Here is a 15,924-nt window from a genome sequence, read left to right on the forward strand (position 1 = left end):
ATGGTACTCTGCCTGCCACTCCGCAGGCCTGGAAGCTGAGCAAACGCGCCATGAACAAACCCATTAAACGGCTGGAAATCATTAAAAATGCGATTGAGCTGGAGGACGATGAGATTGTCCACGGCCAGCTTGCGCAGCTAAAAAAAGAGCGGCTGGATGAGGGGCTGGAGGCCATCGTGCAGGCGCTTGAGGCCCGACGCTATGCGGATGCTATCGCTGCCATTACCGTCTGGTTGCAGAACCAGCGGGCGCTGGCCACCTGGCAAGACCCGCGCATTTCTGCCAGTAAGCTCGAATTGAAAACTCTGGAAGCCGAATTGCAGGAATTGCTCGATCGGCGTACCGCACGCATTCAGCGGCTGGATGAATTCAACGAGTTGTACATGACCCGTCTCGGTCCGCTGATGACCGAGATCCTGCGTTTACGGAAAGTGCTGGCCGAGAAAATGCTGCGCCGACAGCTGCGCGAGGGCAACCGCAGCGAACCGGTGGCCGAGGAATCCGCGCGTCAGGCCGATGCCGCCAGCCAGGATTATGAGTCGTATCGCCAACGCCATCAGGAAGCCCAGCGTCACCAGGCCGCTCAGCAGCGGCTGGCAGAATCGGAGCGTCATGAGCTGAAACGTCTTTGGCGACAGGCCAGTAAACTGTGCCATCCCGACCTGGTGGATGATTCGCTGAAAGCGGAGGCCAACACACTGATGGTGCGGCTCAATCAGGCCCGTCAGCGCGGGGAACTCGCCACGGTGCGCAGTATTCTTACCCGTCTGATGCAGGGTCAGCAGCCAATGATGGCCAGCAGTCGTTTGAACGATCTTGAGCCTTTACGCCTGAAGATAGTCGAGATTCGATTGCAAATTCGCACGCTAAATCTGGAACTAACAGGGCTGGAGAAAGAGGGCGCATGGCAACTGGTGACGACGCTTCGCGACCAGGAAGGGTATTTTCAACAGCAGGAAAAAGCGATGAGCAATACCGTTCGTACGCTGGAAAAACAGATTGTGGATGTGGGTTTTGATGAGGTGGCGTGAGTGTCACCTTTTCCCCTCACCCTAACCCTCTCCCCATAGGGGCGAGGGGGAAAAAATAACCTACTTCTTATGCCAATACGCCTGCGAGCGCAGGAGTTGCGGGTCAATCGCGTCGGTCACAAAGCCATCCAGCCATGATTTTACTCCCACGCCTTCGCCAGTCAGCCAGAGGAAATAATCTTCCTGCGGCACATTCAACGCCGCGAGCTTCTCCGCCACCGCCTGCTCGCTGTGACCAACGACCCAGTCGATTTCAAACCCGCAATCAGCCAGATAATCCTGATACGCCGCATTGGCGACGGTCACAATGGCTTTCACCTGCGGACGTTCCGGCAGTTCACGCAACGCGGTTAAACGACGCAGCAACGCAGGCATACCCGATTCATCGCACACATACAGCTGCCAGGCGTAATCTTCCGGCACCACCAGCGATCCGCGCGGGCCGCCGATCGTCAGCGTGTCGCCGACCTTCGCTTTCATCGCCCACTGGCTGGCAAGACCGCCGTCGTGAATGAAGAAATCGTACACCAGCTCGTGGCGTTCGGCGTTGTACAGCGGCGTGTAGTCGCGTGACTGCGGGCGTACACCTTCGCCCCAGACAATGCCTTCCTCGGTGATTGTCGGCGGTGAAAAATGGCTGCCCGGCTCCGGGAAAAACAGCTTGGTGTGGTCGTCAAAACCGGCAGAGGTGAAACCCTCCAGCGCCTCACCTCCCAGCACGATACGCTGGAACGCCTGACTGATGCGCTCCACGCGCAGGACGGTCAACTCGCGAAAACGCAGCTCATTGCGCACGCGCTGCGGGTATTTTTTTGGGGTAGATAGGGTCATTGGAAACCTTCATTAATGATAAACAGATATATCTAAACTCAATGCAAATGATAATGATTGTTAACTGGGGGGAATGCAAGCGCTTTATGATACAGTTTAGATATATCTTTTTTGAGGTGGCCCTATGCAACATCATCATCCCTATCAACATCGTCACGACGACGAACACGGCTTTGGCGGCAGCAACGGGCGACGTCAACGCTTTTTCGGCCACGGCGAATTGCGCCTGGTGGTGCTCGATATCCTGACCCGCCACGCTAGCCACGGTTATGAGCTGATTAAAGCGATAGAGACACTGACCCACGGCGGCTATATCCCCAGCCCAGGCGTGATTTATCCGACACTGGATTTACTTCAGGATCAGGGGCTTATCACCGTTGATGTAGCCGACGGCGGACGTAAAAAAATCGCCATTACCGTTGAAGGTAGCCAGTGGTTAAATGAGAACCGGACACAACTCGACCACGTGCTGGCTCGACTGAAACAACGTAGTGTCGGGTATGCTCTGCGCAAAGATCCGCAGATGAAACGCGCCATCGAGAACTTTAAAGCCGCGCTGGATTTAAAAGTGAACCAGCAGGAAATCAGTGACGCGCAGCTGAAAAAGATCATCGGGATCATCGACCGCGCGGCCCTGGATATCACTCAACTGGATTAATGCCTTTCGTCGCCCACGTAGGGGTGACAGCCGCTGACCATCACAAACAGTATATTGCCGCGAGTAATGTGGTTTCGCCGATAGTTGTGTTTCCTCCCTGTTTTGGTCGGGCCTCATGCTGGTGCAACGACTGCACCAGCATGATCCACCCGTTCAATAAAATGAACGTTCTGGTCCTGAAAGCTCAGGAGTAAAAACCGCCGAAATGTTATGGGAATGATTAAATTTTGTAACCAGAGGCTCCGCACAGGCATTTATCCTGATTTTTGCGTTCCCCTCCTGGCTGGCGTAATCCCTGCAATACTTAAATCAGTATCATGTGATACGCGACGTCCAGGAGCATATTTTGAACAGGCTACCTTCCAGCGCCTCGGCTTTGGCCTGCAGCGCACACGCATTGAATCTCATTGAGAAGCGCACGCTTGATCATGAGGAGATGAGAGCACTCAACCAGGAGGTCCGGGAGTACTTCAAAGAACATGTGAATCCGGGGTTTTTAGAGTATCGCAAGTCTGTAACTGCAGGCGGGGATTACGGAGCCGTAGAATGGCAAGCGGGCAGTCTGAATACGCTTGTCGACACCCAGGGACAGGAGTTTCTCGATTGTCTGGGTGGCTTTGGTATTTTCAACGTGGGGCACCGTAATCCAACAGTGGTTTCCGCCGTACAGAATCAACTCGCAAAACAGCCGCTTCACAGCCAGGAGCTGCTCGATCCGCTTCGTGCGATGCTGGCGAAAACGCTTGCCGCGCTGACGCCGGGTAAACTGAAGTACAGCTTCTTCAGCAACAGTGGCACCGAGTCCGTCGAGGCAGCGATTAAGCTTGCCAAGGCGTACCAGTCACCGCGGGGCAAATTTACCTTTATTGCCACCAGCGGCGCCTTCCACGGCAAATCGTTGGGTGCACTGTCGGCGACGGCGAAATCGACATTCCGCAAACCGTTTATGCCGCTGCTGCCGGGCTTCCGTCACGTGCCGTTTGGCGATATCAGCGCCATGCGTTCCGTGTTGAGCGAATGCAAGAAGACCGGTGACGATGTGGCGGCAGTGATTCTCGAGCCTATTCAGGGCGAAGGGGGGGTGATTCTGCCACCGCAGGGCTATCTGCCCGCCGTGCGTAAGCTGTGCGATGAGTTTGGCGCACTGCTGATCTTCGACGAAGTGCAGACCGGCATGGGGCGCACGGGAAAAATGTTCGCCTGTGAGCACGAAAACGTACAGCCCGACATTCTGTGTCTGGCTAAAGCGTTGGGCGGCGGCGTGATGCCGATCGGGGCGACGGTCGCAACGGAGGAAGTGTTCTCGGTGCTGTTCGACAACCCGTTCCTGCATACCACCACCTTTGGCGGTAACCCGCTGGCCTGTGCGGCCGCGCTGGCGACCATCAACGTGCTGTTGACGCAAAACCTGCCCGCGCAAGCGGAACAGAAAGGCGACATGCTGCTGGACGGCTTCCGTCTGCTGGCGCGTGAATACCCGGACCTGGTGCAGGAAGCGCGTGGGAAAGGGATGCTGATTGCGATCGAGTTTGTGGATAACGAAATCGGCTATAACTTTGCGAGTGAAATGTTCCGCCAACGGATCCTGGTGGCCGGTACGCTCAACAATGCCAAGACCATTCGCATTGAGCCGCCGTTGACACTGACTATCGAACAGTGTGAACAGGTGATCAAAGCCACCGGTATTGCGCTGGCCGCGCTGCGGGTTTCCGTGGAGCAAGCCTGAAGATAATTGCGTAAATCATTGCCCGGCGGCACTTCGTTTGTACGGGCCTACGACTCAGTGTTTGTAGGCCAGGTAAGCGCAGCGTCACCGGGCATGTTTACACCACCCGCACACCCGCAGGCATGGCACGTTCGGCGGTCAATAACACACTTTCACTGCCATCCTCCGTTTCCGCGCACAGCAGCATGCATTCTGACACTTCCCCACGCATTTTCGCCTTCTCCAGATTGCACAGCACCACCACCTGCTTACCCAGCAACGCATCCTCCGTGTAATACGGCACCAGGCTGGTGACGGTTTGCAGCGTGCGTTCGCCAATATCAATCTGCACGATGTACAGTTTGTCAGCGTTTGCGTGACGTTTAACCTCTGTAATCTTGCCGGTGCGGATCTCCAGACGGGCAAAATCACCATACGCTACGGTGTCCATACTTCACTCCAGATAAACATTTAGTAAAACAATCACAGCATAAGCCCCGATTCTGATCAACGGATTTTTACTAAATACGTGGGATTCATTACAATGGCGGCAGAACAAACTTTAACTCCCGCGCTGAGGGGATCTATGGCAACACTGAAAGATATCGCAAAGGAAGCGGGCGTGTCGCAGGCCACCGTGTCACGCATTCTCAACGATGACCCGACGCTCAACGTCAAAGAAGAGACGCGCCACCGGATCCTGGAGATCGCTGAAAAGCTGGAATATCGCGGCAGCAGTGCGCGTAAAAGCCTGGTGCACCATGATGCCTGTCATCATGTACTGGCGCTGTACAGCTACCGTCAGGAGCTGGAAATTAACGATCCTTACTATCTCGCCATCCGTCACGGGATAGAAATGCAGTGTGAAAAGCTGAATATCGGCCTGACGAACTGCTATGAAAATCAAGGACTTCCTGATGTGAATAAAGTGAGTGGGGTCCTGATTGTTGGCAAGCCAGCGCCGCAAATGCGCCAGGCGGCAGAAGCACGTAGCGACAACATCTGCTTTATCGATTTTCACGAATCCGGCTCCAGTTTTGACTCGGTGGATATCGACCTGGTGCGTATCAGTAAAGAGGTCATAGACTTCTTCGTGGCTCACGGCGTGCAGCGGATTGGCTTTATTGGCGGTGAAGATGAACCCGGTAAAGCGGACATCCGTGAAAAAGCGTTTGTCGAATACGGCCATCTGAAGGGCGTGGTATCTGAAGCGGATATCTGGCGCGGAGGCTTCTCCAGCTCATCCGGTTATGAACTGGCAACGAAAATGCTGGCGCAGGACGACTTTCCAGAAGCGCTGTTTGTGGCCTCAGATTCCATTGCCATCGGCGTGCTGCGGGCTATTCACGAGAAAGGTCTGTCGATCCCGCAAGACATCAGCCTGATAAGCGTGAATGATATCCCCACTGCCCGCTTTACTTTCCCGCCACTGACCACTGTGCGTATCCATTCCGAAATGATGGGCAGCCAGGGGGTTAACCTGTTGCTGGAAAAAGCGCGCGATGGACGGGCATTACCGTTGCAGGTATTTGTTCCCAGCCGCCTGAAGCTGCGTGGCACCACGCGTTAAACCTGTCACCTTACCCGGTGGTGCAACGCTTACCGGGCCTGCCCAATCCCTGTTGTTCCCTGCCCGATGGCGCTGCGCTGCGCTGACCGGACCTACGCGGGATCGGCAGGCCCGGCAAACAACGTGCCGCCGGGCGTTTTTCCCCACCGTCGAATCCGCTTATTTTCGTGATCAACTTAACCCATTTCGGTTTTACTGATTTTATTTAGTAAAATATTTACTAAACTCCCCGGCAATGATGTTTTAACCCGCAGGGAGATGAGATGAACCGCTGGGAGAATGTTCAGCTTACGCACGAAAACCGGCTTCCGCCGCGTGCGTACTTTTTTGCTTACCACGATGTTAACCAGGCTCGCCGCTTTGCTCGCGAGACCAGCAACCATTTTCTGTTGCTGAGCGGTCAGTGGACGTTCCGCTATTTTGACCATCCCCTTGAAGTGCCTGAAGAATTCCCTCATCAGCTGATGAGCGACTGGGGCCAGATTGGCGTCCCGTCGATGTGGCAGCTGGAAGGCCACGGCAAATTGCAGTACACCGACGAAGGGTTCCCCTTCCCGATTAACGTGCCGTACGTGCCGAGCGCTAACCCGACCGGGGCTTACCAGCGCCTGTTCACCCTCGGCGACAGCTGGGATGCACGCCAAACGTTGCTCAAATTCGACGGGGTGGAAACCTATTTCGAGGTCTACGTTAACGGCCACTACGTCGGTTTCAGCAAAGGCAGCCGCCTGAGCGCTGAGTTCGATATTTCAGCGTACGTTCACTCCGGCGAGAACCTGCTGTGCGTCAAAGTGCTGCAATGGGCGGATTCGACTTATGTTGAAGACCAGGACATGTGGTGGACCGCGGGGATCTTCCGTGATGTTTACCTGACCGGCCGGACGCTGACGCACATTGATGATTTCACCGTGACCACCGCGTTCAACGCTGACTACTGTGACGCCACGCTGTCATGCCGTATCGAGCTTGCAAACCTGACCGCTCAGGCAGAAACCGTCACCCTCGAATATCAGCTTTTCGAAGGCGAGCAGCGCCTGTATCAGGGCGAAACCATCGGCTGCGTGACACAACGACAGACGCTCGACTTCAGCCTTGACGTGAAGCAACCGAGGCAGTGGTCCGCCGAAACCCCTTACCTGTATCACCTCATACTGACGTTGAAGAACAGCGCGGGGGAAGTGCTGGAAGTGGTGCCGCAACGCGTCGGTTTCCGCGACATTCAGGTGCGTGACGGTCTGATGTACATCAACAATCAGTATGTGATGCTGCACGGCGTTAACCGCCACGATAACGATCACCGCAAAGGCCGCGCGGTGAGCATGGACAGGGTCGAAAAGGATCTTGTCCTGATGAAACAGCACAACATCAACTCGGTGCGCACCGCCCACTATCCGAACGATCCGCGCTTTTACGAGCTGTGCGACATCTACGGCCTGTTTGTGATGGCAGAAACCGATGTCGAATCGCACGGCTTCGCCAACGTCGGCGATCTCAGTCGCATCACCGACGATCCGCACTGGGAGTCCGTCTACGTCGAGCGCATTGTGCGCCACGTCGAGGCGCAGAAAAACCACCCGTCGATAGTCATCTGGTCGCTCGGCAACGAGTCCGGCTACGGCTGCAATATCCGCGCCATGGCGCAGGCCTGCAAAACGCTGGACCCTACCCGATTGGTGCATTACGAAGAAGACCGGGACGCGGAAGTGGTCGATATCATCTCGACCATGTACACCCGCGTGCCGCTGATGAATGAGTTCGGCGAATACCCACACCCGAAGCCGCGCATCATTTGTGAATACGCCCACGCGATGGGTAACGGCCCCGGCGGCCTGAGCGAATACCAGAATGTGTTTTATCGCCACGACTGCCTGCAAGGGCATTACCTCTGGGAATGGTGCGATCACGGGATCCAGGCGCAGGACGCCGACGGCAACGTATTTTACCAGTACGGCGGCGATTTTGGTGACTATCCAAACAACGCCAACTTCTGCCTCGATGGCCTGATTTATTCCGATCAAACGCCAGGCCCAGGACTGAAAGAGTACAAGCAGGTCATCGCCCCGGTGAAAGTCCACGCGGTTGACCTCGCGCAGGGCGAACTGCGGGTAGAGAACAGGCTGTGGTTCAGCTCGCTGGACGATTACACCCTGCGGGTAGAAATAAAAGCTGAAGGTGAACTCATCAGTAGCCAGGCGTTGAAAATCCCCGGACTGGCAGCCAACAGCTACCGACTGTTGCAGATCAACGTACCTGAAGCGGATGGCCGCGAAAGCTGGGTGAACGTATACGTCAGCAAAGACTCTGCCACCTCTTACAGCGATGCTCACCACCCGATTGCGCAATACCAGTTTGCCCTGACGCCGCGCACGTTGATGCCAGTGACGTGGGTTTCCGATATCGCCACCGCGCTTGTCATCAACGACGAACGCCTGAGCTGCACCGTCAGCGGACACAACTTCCGCATGGTGTTCTCGCGCATGAGCGGCAAGCTCACGAGCTGGCAGGTGAACGGCGAGGAGCTTATCGCCGAAGAAGGCAAAATTAACTTCTTCAAGCCGATGATTGATAACCACAAACAGGAGTACGACGGGCTTTGGCATCCCAATCATCTGCACATCATGCAGGAACATCTGCGCACCTTTAGCGTAGAGCGCGACGGCGATGAGGTGTGTGTCGTCAGCGATAGCATCATCGCCCCACCAGTATTTGATTTCGGTATGCGCTGTACCTATCGCTGGCGCATCAGTCCGGCGGGTGCGCTGAGTATCGAACTGGCGGGGGTTCCCTACGGCGATTACCCGCACATTATCCCGTGCATCGGTTTTAGCATCGGCATCAACAGCCGTCTCGACCAGGTAACGTATTACGGGCGTGGACCGGGAGAAAACTACCCGGACAGCCAGCAGGCCAACCTGATTGACGTCTGGCACAGCAATGTGGAGGCGATGTTTGAGCCTTATCCGTTCCCGCAAAACAACGGTAATCGCCAGCATGTCCGTTGGACCTCATTTACCGACAGCAGCGGCCACGGCCTACTGGTGGTGCCGCAACAGCCTCTTCACTTCAGCGCCTGGCCGTTCAGCGCTGAAGCTATCCACGCCGCTCGCCACTGCAATGAGCTGAAGCCCAGCGGTCACATCACGCTGAACCTTGACCACCAGCTGCTGGGGCTCGGATCGAACTCCTGGGGCAGCGAAGTGCTGGACAGCTGGCGCGTTCGCTTCCAGGCATTCCGCTACGGTTTCACCCTGCTGCCGGCTCAAGGCAACGTACCGACCCAGGCGTTTCAGCTGACGCCTTCTATCGCCGAAAGCGAGGCCAAATAATGGAAATTATTAACAACCTGGAACAGTTCACCCAACGCTATCACGGCGGTCGAAAATGGCAGCGCTGCGTGGAAGCCATCCGTAACGTCGACAACATTCGTCCCGGCGTGGCGCATTCCATCGGTGATTCACTCAGCTATCGCCTTCTGACCGGGACCACCACCGACGCATTATTCCTCGGCCATCGGCGTTATTTCGACGTGCATTACTACCTGCAAGGCGCGCAACGAATTGAGTTCGCGCCGAAAGAGCAACTCCAGGTAGTGGAGTGCTACCGCGATGAAACCGACCGTGAGTTTCTCAAAGGCTGCGGTGAAACCGTGCAGGTGCAAGAAGGCCAAATGATTATTTGCGATATCGACGAAGCCTACCGTTTTATCAGCGATGGACCGATTAAAAAAGTCGTACTGCGCGTCACCGTTGAAGATGGTTATTTCCATAACAAATAAAAACTAAAAATCGTTATACACCCTTTCAGGCTGCAGCCAACGCAGAGGCAGCCGGAGGGGAACGTATAAATCCTCCCTGTACCCGGAGAAACGTTATGTCAGAGTCCAAGCGTAATACCATCGGCAAGTTCGGTCTGCTGTCGCTGACCTTTGCCGCCGTGTTTAGTTTTAATAACGTCATCAACAATAATATCGAGCTGGGTTTGGCGTCCGCGCCCATGTTTTTCCTTGCGACGCTGTTTTACTTTATTCCGTTCTGCTTAATCATCGCGGAATTCGTTTCGCTGAATAAAAACTCCGAGGCCGGTGTTTATGCCTGGGTAAAAAGTTCGCTCGGCGGACGCTGGGCGTTTATTACCGCCTACACCTACTGGTTTGTGAATCTGTTTTTCTTCACCTCATTATTACCGCGCGTTATTGCCTACGCGTCATACGCATTTCTCGGCTATGAGTACATCCTTACGCCATTTACCACCGTGGTGCTGAGCCTGATTCTGTTTGCCTTCTCGACGTGGGTCTCCACCAACGGCGCGAAAATGTTGGGACCGATAACCTCCGTCACCTCCACGCTGATGCTGTTGCTGACAATGTCCTATATTCTGCTGGCCGGCGCAGCATTAGTCGGTGGCGTGCAACCGGCGGATCCGATTACCGTCGAGGCGATGATCCCCAACTTTAACTGGGCGTTCCTCGGTATCACCACGTGGATCTTCATGGCCGCCGGCGGTGCGGAATCGGTGGCGGTGTACGTCAACGATGTGAAAGGTGGATCGAAGTCTTTCGTTAAAGTGATCATCCTCGCCGGGATCGTGATTGGCGTGCTTTATTCGGTCACGTCGGTGCTGATCAACATCTTTATCAGCAGCAAAGAGCTGAAATACACCGGCGGCTCGGTACAGGTATTTCACGGCCTGGCGGTCTGGTTTGGCCTGCCGGAAGTGCTGATGAACCGCTTCGTCGGCCTGGTGTCCTTCACCGCGATGTTCGGCTCGCTGCTGATGTGGACCGCTACGCCGGTGAAAATTTTCTTCTCTGAAATTCCGTCCGGCATCTTTGGGAAAAAGACCGTGGCGCTGAATGAAAATGGCGTGCCGGCCCGTGCGGCGTGGATCCAGTATTTAATCGTCATTCCGCTGATGATTATTCCGACCATGGGCTCCAATACCGCCCAGGATTTAATGAACACGGTAATCAACATGACCGCCGCCGCGTCCATGCTGCCACCGCTGTTTATTATGCTGGCCTACCTCAATCTGCGTCGTAAGCTCGACCATCTGCCGCGCGATTTTAAAATGGGTTCCCGCACTACAGGCACGGTGGTGGTGTCGATGCTGATTGTGATTTTCACTATTGGCTTTATTGCCTCGACCTTCCCGACCGACGGCAATATTCTGACGATCATTTTCTATAACGTCGGCGGCATCGTTATTTTCCTCGGATTTGCCTGGTGGAAATACAGCAAATACGTCAAGGGATTAACCAAAGAACAACAACAAATTGAAGCTACACCGGCTTCAACAACATCCTCCTGATAAAGCCAGAATCTGATAATGAAAATAATACCGACTTTTTACGGGGCTCTTGCGGCCCTGTCTTTTTGCAACCCGGCGATGGCAGCAGAAGACGTTCGTCCGGCGGAACATGACGACACCCGAACGCCAGAGCTTTCCGGCACCTCATATCGGTTTTATGGTGAGCTGGGCGTCGGCGGGTATATGGATCTCGAAGGCCCGGATAAGCATAAATACAGCGATGGCACCTATATTGAAGGCGGCCTGGAAATCAAACACGGCCCATGGTTCGGCCTGATTTATGGCGAAGGCTGGACCGTGCAAGCAGATCATCAGGGTAATGCCTGGGTTCCCGACCATAGCTGGGGCGGTTTTGAAGGCGGTCTGAACCGTTTTTACGGCGGTTATCGCACCGAAGATAACACCGAAATCATGCTCAGCCTGCGTCAGGACTCGTCACTCGACGACCTGCAATGGTGGGGCGATTTCACACCTGACCTCGGTTACGTCATCCCTAACACCCGCGACATTATGTACGCCCTGAAGGTACAAAACCTGACCGGCAAACTGCGCTACAGCGTGACCGCCACGCCCGCCGGGCATCACGATGAGAGTAAAGCGTGGCTGCATTTTGGCAAATACGATCGCTATGACGATAAATACACTTATCCGGCGATGATGAACGGCTACCTGCAATATGAATTCATCGACGGCGTGACGTGGATGAACGGCCTGGAAGTGACCGACGGCACCGGGCAGTTGTTCTTAACCGGGCTGTTGTCGCCAAATCTGGCGGCCCGTGCCTGGCACCACACCGGACGGGCAATGGGTCAGGATGTGCCGGGAACCGAAACCGGCTTTATGGCCAGCGCAATGGTTGAAGCGTTGAAAGGCCTCTATTTCTCCACCGCCTGGAGCTACGCTAAACATCGCCCGGACAACGCTGCGGATGAAACCACCTCATTTATGCAGTTTGGCATCTGGTACGAATACGGCGGTGGGCGCTTTGCCACCGCCGCCGACAGCCGCTGGTACATGAAAACAGCCTCCGGCGATCCGAGCGACCAGGTTTTCCTGATGCAATACTTTTACTGGTAACAAGGGACAGACATACCATGAAACTGACCACCTCTCTCGCCCCGCTGGCCTGCGCGTTGTTGTTGAGCCTGTCGGCGCACGCGGCCACCGCCGATAACTACAAAAACGTGATTAACCGCGTCGGCGCTCCGCAGTACATGCACGATTTCGACAGCGACGATCATCAGCGCTTTAACCCGTTCTTCGACCTGGGCGCATGGCACGGGCATCTGCTGCCCGACGGCCCGGCGACAATGGGCGGGTTTCCCGGCCCGGCGCTGCTGACCGAAGAGTACATTAACTTTATGGCGACCAATTTTGACCGTCTGACGGTGTATCGCGGCGGCAAAAAAGTCGATTTCACCCTGCAGGCCTGGAGCATTCCTGGGGCATTAATGCAGACGCTGACCGCACCCGGCGTGAAAATTACGATGACGCTGCGCTTCGCCAGCCCACGGACGTCGCTGCTGGAAACGAAAATTACCAGCGATGCGCCGCTGGTGTTGCAATGGGATGGCGAACTGCTGGAAAAACTGGAAGCCAAAGAGGGGCAGCCGGTTTCCGCGAAAACCATCGATGGCACGTTCCCTGACTATCAACGCAAGCTGGTCGCCACCCGTAATGGCGTCAACGTGACGTTCGGTAAAGTCCGTTCCACCTGGGATTTACTGACCTCTGGCGACTCGCAGTATCAGGTGCATAAATCGATTCCCGTCGAAACCATTGTTGATGGTCACCGCTTTACCAGCACCGCACGGGTGAACGGTTCGACCACGCTGTGGACCACCTGGTCCCACCTGTTGACCGCCAACGATGTCAGCCATGAAAAGATGCAAATCCGCGATATTCTCGCTCGCCCGTCGCATTATATGCAGGCCTCAGAACTGCGCTGGGAAGGCTACTTACAACGCGGACTGACCAACCCGGATGCAACTGCACAGCAAACGCGCGTGGCCGTTAAAGCCATCGAGACGCTGAACGGTAACTGGCGCTCGCCGGGCGGCGCGGTGAAATACAATACGGTGACGCCATCCGTCACCGGGCGCTGGTTCTCCGGTAACCAGACCTGGCCGTGGGATACCTGGAAACAAGCCTTTGCGATGGCGCATTTCAACCCGGATATCGCCAAAGAGAACATCCGCGCGGTGTTCTCCTGGCAGGTGAAAGCCGACGATAAAGTGCGCCCGCAGGATGCGGGGTTTGTGCCTGACCTGATTGCCTGGAACCTGAGCCCGGATCGCGGAGGCGATGGCGGCAACTGGAATGAACGCAACACCAAGCCAAGCCTGGCAGCATGGTCGGTGATGGAAGTGTATAAGGTCACCAAAGACAAGGCCTGGTTGGAGGAGATGTACCCGAAACTGGTGGCCTATCACGACTGGTGGCTGCGTAACCGCGACCATAACCACAATGGCGTGCCAGAGTACGGCGCGACGCGTGATAAGGCGCATAACACCGAAGGCGGCGAGATGCTGTTTACGGTGAAAACGGGCGATAAAGAACAGACCCTTTCCGGGCTGAAGAATTACGCCAGCACCGTCAGCAAAGGCCAATACGACAGCCTGGAAATTCCGGCGCAGGTGGCGGCGTCGTGGGAATCCGGGCGTGATGATGCGGCGGTGTTTGGCTTTATCGATAAAGACCAACTCGACAAATACATCAAAAATGGCGGCAAGCGCAGTGACTGGACAGTCAACTTCGCTGAAAACCGGGCTACAGATGGCACGCTGCTGGGCTATTCGCTACTCCAGGAGTCGGTCGATCAGGCGAGCTACATGTACAGCGACAACCATTATCTGGCCGAAATGGCGACCCTCCTCGGCAAAAATGAGGCGGCAGCCCATTACAGCCAACTGGCGGATAAGCTCGCGACCTATATCAATACCTGCATGTTCGATGCCAAAACAGGTTTCTATTACGACATTCGCATTGAAGACAAGCCGTTAGCCAACAGCTGCGCGGGCAAACCGATCGTCGAGCGCGGCAAAGGCCCGGAAGGCTGGTCACCGTTGTTTAACGGTGCCGCAACGCAGGACCACGCCGATGCGGTGGTGGCGGTCATGCTCGACCCGAAAGCGTTCAACACCTTTGTGCCGTTGGGTACAGCGGCGTTAACCAGCCCGGCGTTTGGCGCAGATATTTACTGGCGCGGGCGCGTGTGGGTCGATCAGTTTTGGTTTGGTCTCAAAGGCATGGAGCGATATGGCCATCGCGACGCGGCGCTGAAACTGGCAGACACCTTCTTCCAGCACGCCAAAGGGCTGACCAGCGACGGGCCGATTCAGGAGAACTACAACCCGTTGACCGGGGCGCAACAGGGCGCGCCAAATTTCTCGTGGAGCGCCGCGCATTTGTATATGTTGTATAACGATTTCTTCAGAAAACAGTAATCTTTATCGCCCGGCGGCGCTGCTCCACCGGGCCTACGACGCGCTCTGTTGTAGGCCGGTAAGCGTTCGCGCCAGCGGGCGTCTCGTTTTTAGCGCGCGACCTTTTCGACTTCCCAACGTGGCGCTTTCATATCTGCCGCGAACATCCACACCAGTTCGCACAATAATCCTCGCAATGATTTTTCCGTTTCGGGCAGCAGCGTTTGCTGACAAAGCACCTGGGTCAGCGTCTGGCTGTATTCACACAGTAATTCAGGGTCTGGTTCGAAAAATTGTTGTGGCTCAGGCAGCGTCTCGACGGTCAAACTGTCAATCAGGTGTGGAGGAATCGGGCCATTCAACGTCGGGGCAAGTAATGCCAGACAGGCGCTGAGTCGGCCTAATAGCGCCATTTTATAGATGTCATCGTCGTCGCATTCAATCAGGGTTTCCGCAAAGCGATCGCAGATATCAGCCAGATCGAGAAAGTCTGTTGCGGCGCTAAAGGGAAGTGTCAGTAAATCGCAGTCGGAATTGAGGATTGTCGCCATAAGGGCAGCCTCCAGTGTGTGGTATTTGAATACCGCCAACGGAGAGGTCAATCTCACGGGTGGCGGAACCGGACGGGGTTGACCTTACCGACCACACTGACATCGGCGCGTCTTGCGACGCCCCCGCCCGGTCCGCCATTGTAGCGTAGCCGTGCGCACGACACAAAAAAGCGCGGACGCGCAATTGTGTCGCCAGTGTGTGTTTTCAGGAGGTCAATCCCGTCACCTGATTTTGCAGGTGCCGGAGAAGAATACGTCGATAGCCTGACGGCGACAAGGGGTATTGCTTGAAGTAACCTCTCATTATCGAGTGAAATTGCTTTTGGCTAGTTACATCATTTAAATCAATGCATTGCACGTTTTTATATGTCTGATGTATTACCTGGGACGACGGAAGGGTTTCAGAAATAATTGATATCGGGATGAGCGTGTTTTTAAGATTAGAAGAGGCAGTGTACATACGTGGGCATCGTCCGCTGTGAGCGAGGAAAAGACGTTGGCTGTTCTGCTAGCAACTGTAACTGCATGAATTGAGGAAACATGATCAATGGGGAGGAGGTCACAGCGTGCGTACCTTGATTAAGCGCAGCCAAACCGATAAGGCACCGGGGGCGCATTTGGGGAAATTATCAAGGTTTGTTTTATTAATGATTTGTTGGGAGAACTTACAATTAAAAGAGGGGAGTAATCTTAAAAGTCCTGACCCTTATAGCCAGGACTTTTAAGGTACTACAGACTTCAGATTTAACATTAATCGACTTAATAAATGATACTGCTATTTATACTGCTTTCAAATGTACCCGTTTACTACAGATAATATTAGGCATCAATACTAAAAACCCTCCC

12 protein-coding genes are annotated in these 15,924 nt (G+C 55.0%); 9 read left to right on the forward strand and 3 right to left on the reverse strand.

The window, feature by feature from the left end; genetic code table 11:
• Nucleotides 1-50: 50 nt before the first annotated feature.
• Nucleotides 51-1,031 carry a DNA repair protein gene (locus MUU46_RS06695; RefSeq protein ID WP_258965144.1) on the forward strand — a complete coding sequence of 327 codons (981 nt, stop codon included), beginning with the start codon at nt 51-53 and terminating at the stop codon, nt 1,029-1,031.
• A 60-nt stretch (nt 1,032-1,091) separates the two neighbouring features.
• Here the strand turns inward: MUU46_RS06695 and MUU46_RS06700 are convergent, their stop codons facing one another.
• Entirely contained in the window at nt 1,092-1,862 is a 771-nt protein-coding gene (locus MUU46_RS06700) for a siderophore-interacting protein (RefSeq protein ID WP_258965145.1), read from the reverse strand.
• 124 nt (nt 1,863-1,986) lie between these two features.
• Here MUU46_RS06700 and MUU46_RS06705 point away from each other — a divergent pair, with 124 nt between their 5' ends.
• Both MUU46_RS06705 and ygjG read left to right on the forward strand, forming a co-directional pair.
• On the forward strand, nt 1,987-2,520 hold the full coding sequence (locus tag MUU46_RS06705) for a PadR family transcriptional regulator (RefSeq protein WP_258965146.1): 534 nt from the start codon (nt 1,987-1,989) through the stop codon (nt 2,518-2,520).
• 346 nt (nt 2,521-2,866) lie between these two features.
• Nucleotides 2,867-4,246, forward strand: a complete 1,380-nt coding sequence (gene ygjG / locus MUU46_RS06710; protein ID WP_185153774.1) for a putrescine aminotransferase — start codon at nt 2,867-2,869, stop codon at nt 4,244-4,246.
• A gap of 97 nt (nt 4,247-4,343) precedes the next feature.
• Here the strand turns inward: ygjG and MUU46_RS06715 are convergent, their stop codons facing one another.
• Nucleotides 4,344-4,676 (reverse strand): tRNA-binding protein, encoded by a 333-nt coding sequence (locus MUU46_RS06715; protein WP_258965147.1) that lies wholly within the window; start codon nt 4,674-4,676, stop codon nt 4,344-4,346.
• Nucleotides 4,677-4,811: 135 nt separating this feature from the next.
• On the opposite strand from MUU46_RS06715, the gene ebgR reads away from it, so the two are divergent.
• From ebgR to ygjK, 6 genes are all read left to right on the forward strand, one after another.
• Nucleotides 4,812-5,795, forward strand: a complete 984-nt coding sequence (ebgR, locus tag MUU46_RS06720; protein WP_159760030.1) for a transcriptional regulator EbgR — start codon at nt 4,812-4,814, stop codon at nt 5,793-5,795.
• A gap of 263 nt (nt 5,796-6,058) precedes the next feature.
• Nucleotides 6,059-9,121 carry a beta-galactosidase subunit alpha gene (ebgA, locus tag MUU46_RS06725; protein ID WP_258965148.1) on the forward strand — a complete coding sequence of 1,021 codons (3,063 nt, stop codon included), beginning with the start codon at nt 6,059-6,061 and terminating at the stop codon, nt 9,119-9,121.
• Nucleotides 9,121-9,570 carry a beta-galactosidase subunit beta gene (locus MUU46_RS06730; RefSeq protein ID WP_258965149.1) on the forward strand — a complete coding sequence of 150 codons (450 nt, stop codon included), beginning with the start codon at nt 9,121-9,123 and terminating at the stop codon, nt 9,568-9,570. The genes ebgA and MUU46_RS06730 overlap by 1 nt, the downstream gene beginning before the upstream one ends.
• 95 nt (nt 9,571-9,665) lie before the next feature.
• Entirely contained in the window at nt 9,666-11,102 is a 1,437-nt protein-coding gene (locus MUU46_RS06735) for an amino acid permease (protein WP_159760036.1), read from the forward strand.
• A gap of 18 nt (nt 11,103-11,120) precedes the next feature.
• A complete protein-coding gene (ygjJ, locus tag MUU46_RS06740; RefSeq protein WP_159760038.1) occupies nt 11,121-12,179 on the forward strand; it encodes a protein YgjJ in 1,059 nt (352 codons plus the stop codon).
• A gap of 17 nt (nt 12,180-12,196) precedes the next feature.
• A complete protein-coding gene (gene ygjK / locus MUU46_RS06745; protein WP_258965150.1) occupies nt 12,197-14,548 on the forward strand; it encodes an alpha-glucosidase in 2,352 nt (783 codons plus the stop codon).
• A gap of 89 nt (nt 14,549-14,637) precedes the next feature.
• On the opposite strand, the gene MUU46_RS06750 is transcribed toward ygjK, so the two are convergent.
• A complete protein-coding gene (locus MUU46_RS06750; RefSeq protein WP_258965151.1) occupies nt 14,638-15,078 on the reverse strand; it encodes a hypothetical protein in 441 nt (146 codons plus the stop codon).
• Between the last annotated feature and the right edge of the window lie 846 nt (nt 15,079-15,924).

It is taken from the genome of Scandinavium tedordense (genome assembly GCF_024764965.1).
Classification (GTDB): Bacteria; Pseudomonadota; Gammaproteobacteria; order Enterobacterales; family Enterobacteriaceae; genus Scandinavium; species Scandinavium tedordense.

Excerpts from the sequence above, each read along its gene's own strand:
- MUU46_RS06695 (WP_258965144.1), top strand. The coding sequence starts at position 51 with ATGAACAAACCCATTAAACGGCTGGAAATCATTAAAAATGCGATTGAG.
- MUU46_RS06700 (WP_258965145.1), bottom strand. The coding sequence starts at position 1,862 with ATGACCCTATCTACCCCAAAAAAATACCCGCAGCGCGTGCGCAATGAG.
- MUU46_RS06705 (WP_258965146.1), top strand. The coding sequence starts at position 1,987 with ATGCAACATCATCATCCCTATCAACATCGTCACGACGACGAACACGGC.
- MUU46_RS06715 (WP_258965147.1), bottom strand. The coding sequence starts at position 4,676 with ATGGACACCGTAGCGTATGGTGATTTTGCCCGTCTGGAGATCCGCACC.
- ebgR (WP_159760030.1), top strand. The coding sequence starts at position 4,812 with ATGGCAACACTGAAAGATATCGCAAAGGAAGCGGGCGTGTCGCAGGCC.
- ebgA (WP_258965148.1), top strand. The coding sequence starts at position 6,059 with ATGAACCGCTGGGAGAATGTTCAGCTTACGCACGAAAACCGGCTTCCG.
- MUU46_RS06730 (WP_258965149.1), top strand. The coding sequence starts at position 9,121 with ATGGAAATTATTAACAACCTGGAACAGTTCACCCAACGCTATCACGGC.
- MUU46_RS06735 (WP_159760036.1), top strand. The coding sequence starts at position 9,666 with ATGTCAGAGTCCAAGCGTAATACCATCGGCAAGTTCGGTCTGCTGTCG.
- ygjJ (WP_159760038.1), top strand. The coding sequence starts at position 11,121 with ATGAAAATAATACCGACTTTTTACGGGGCTCTTGCGGCCCTGTCTTTT.
- ygjK (WP_258965150.1), top strand. The coding sequence starts at position 12,197 with ATGAAACTGACCACCTCTCTCGCCCCGCTGGCCTGCGCGTTGTTGTTG.
- MUU46_RS06750 (WP_258965151.1), bottom strand. The coding sequence starts at position 15,078 with ATGGCGACAATCCTCAATTCCGACTGCGATTTACTGACACTTCCCTTT.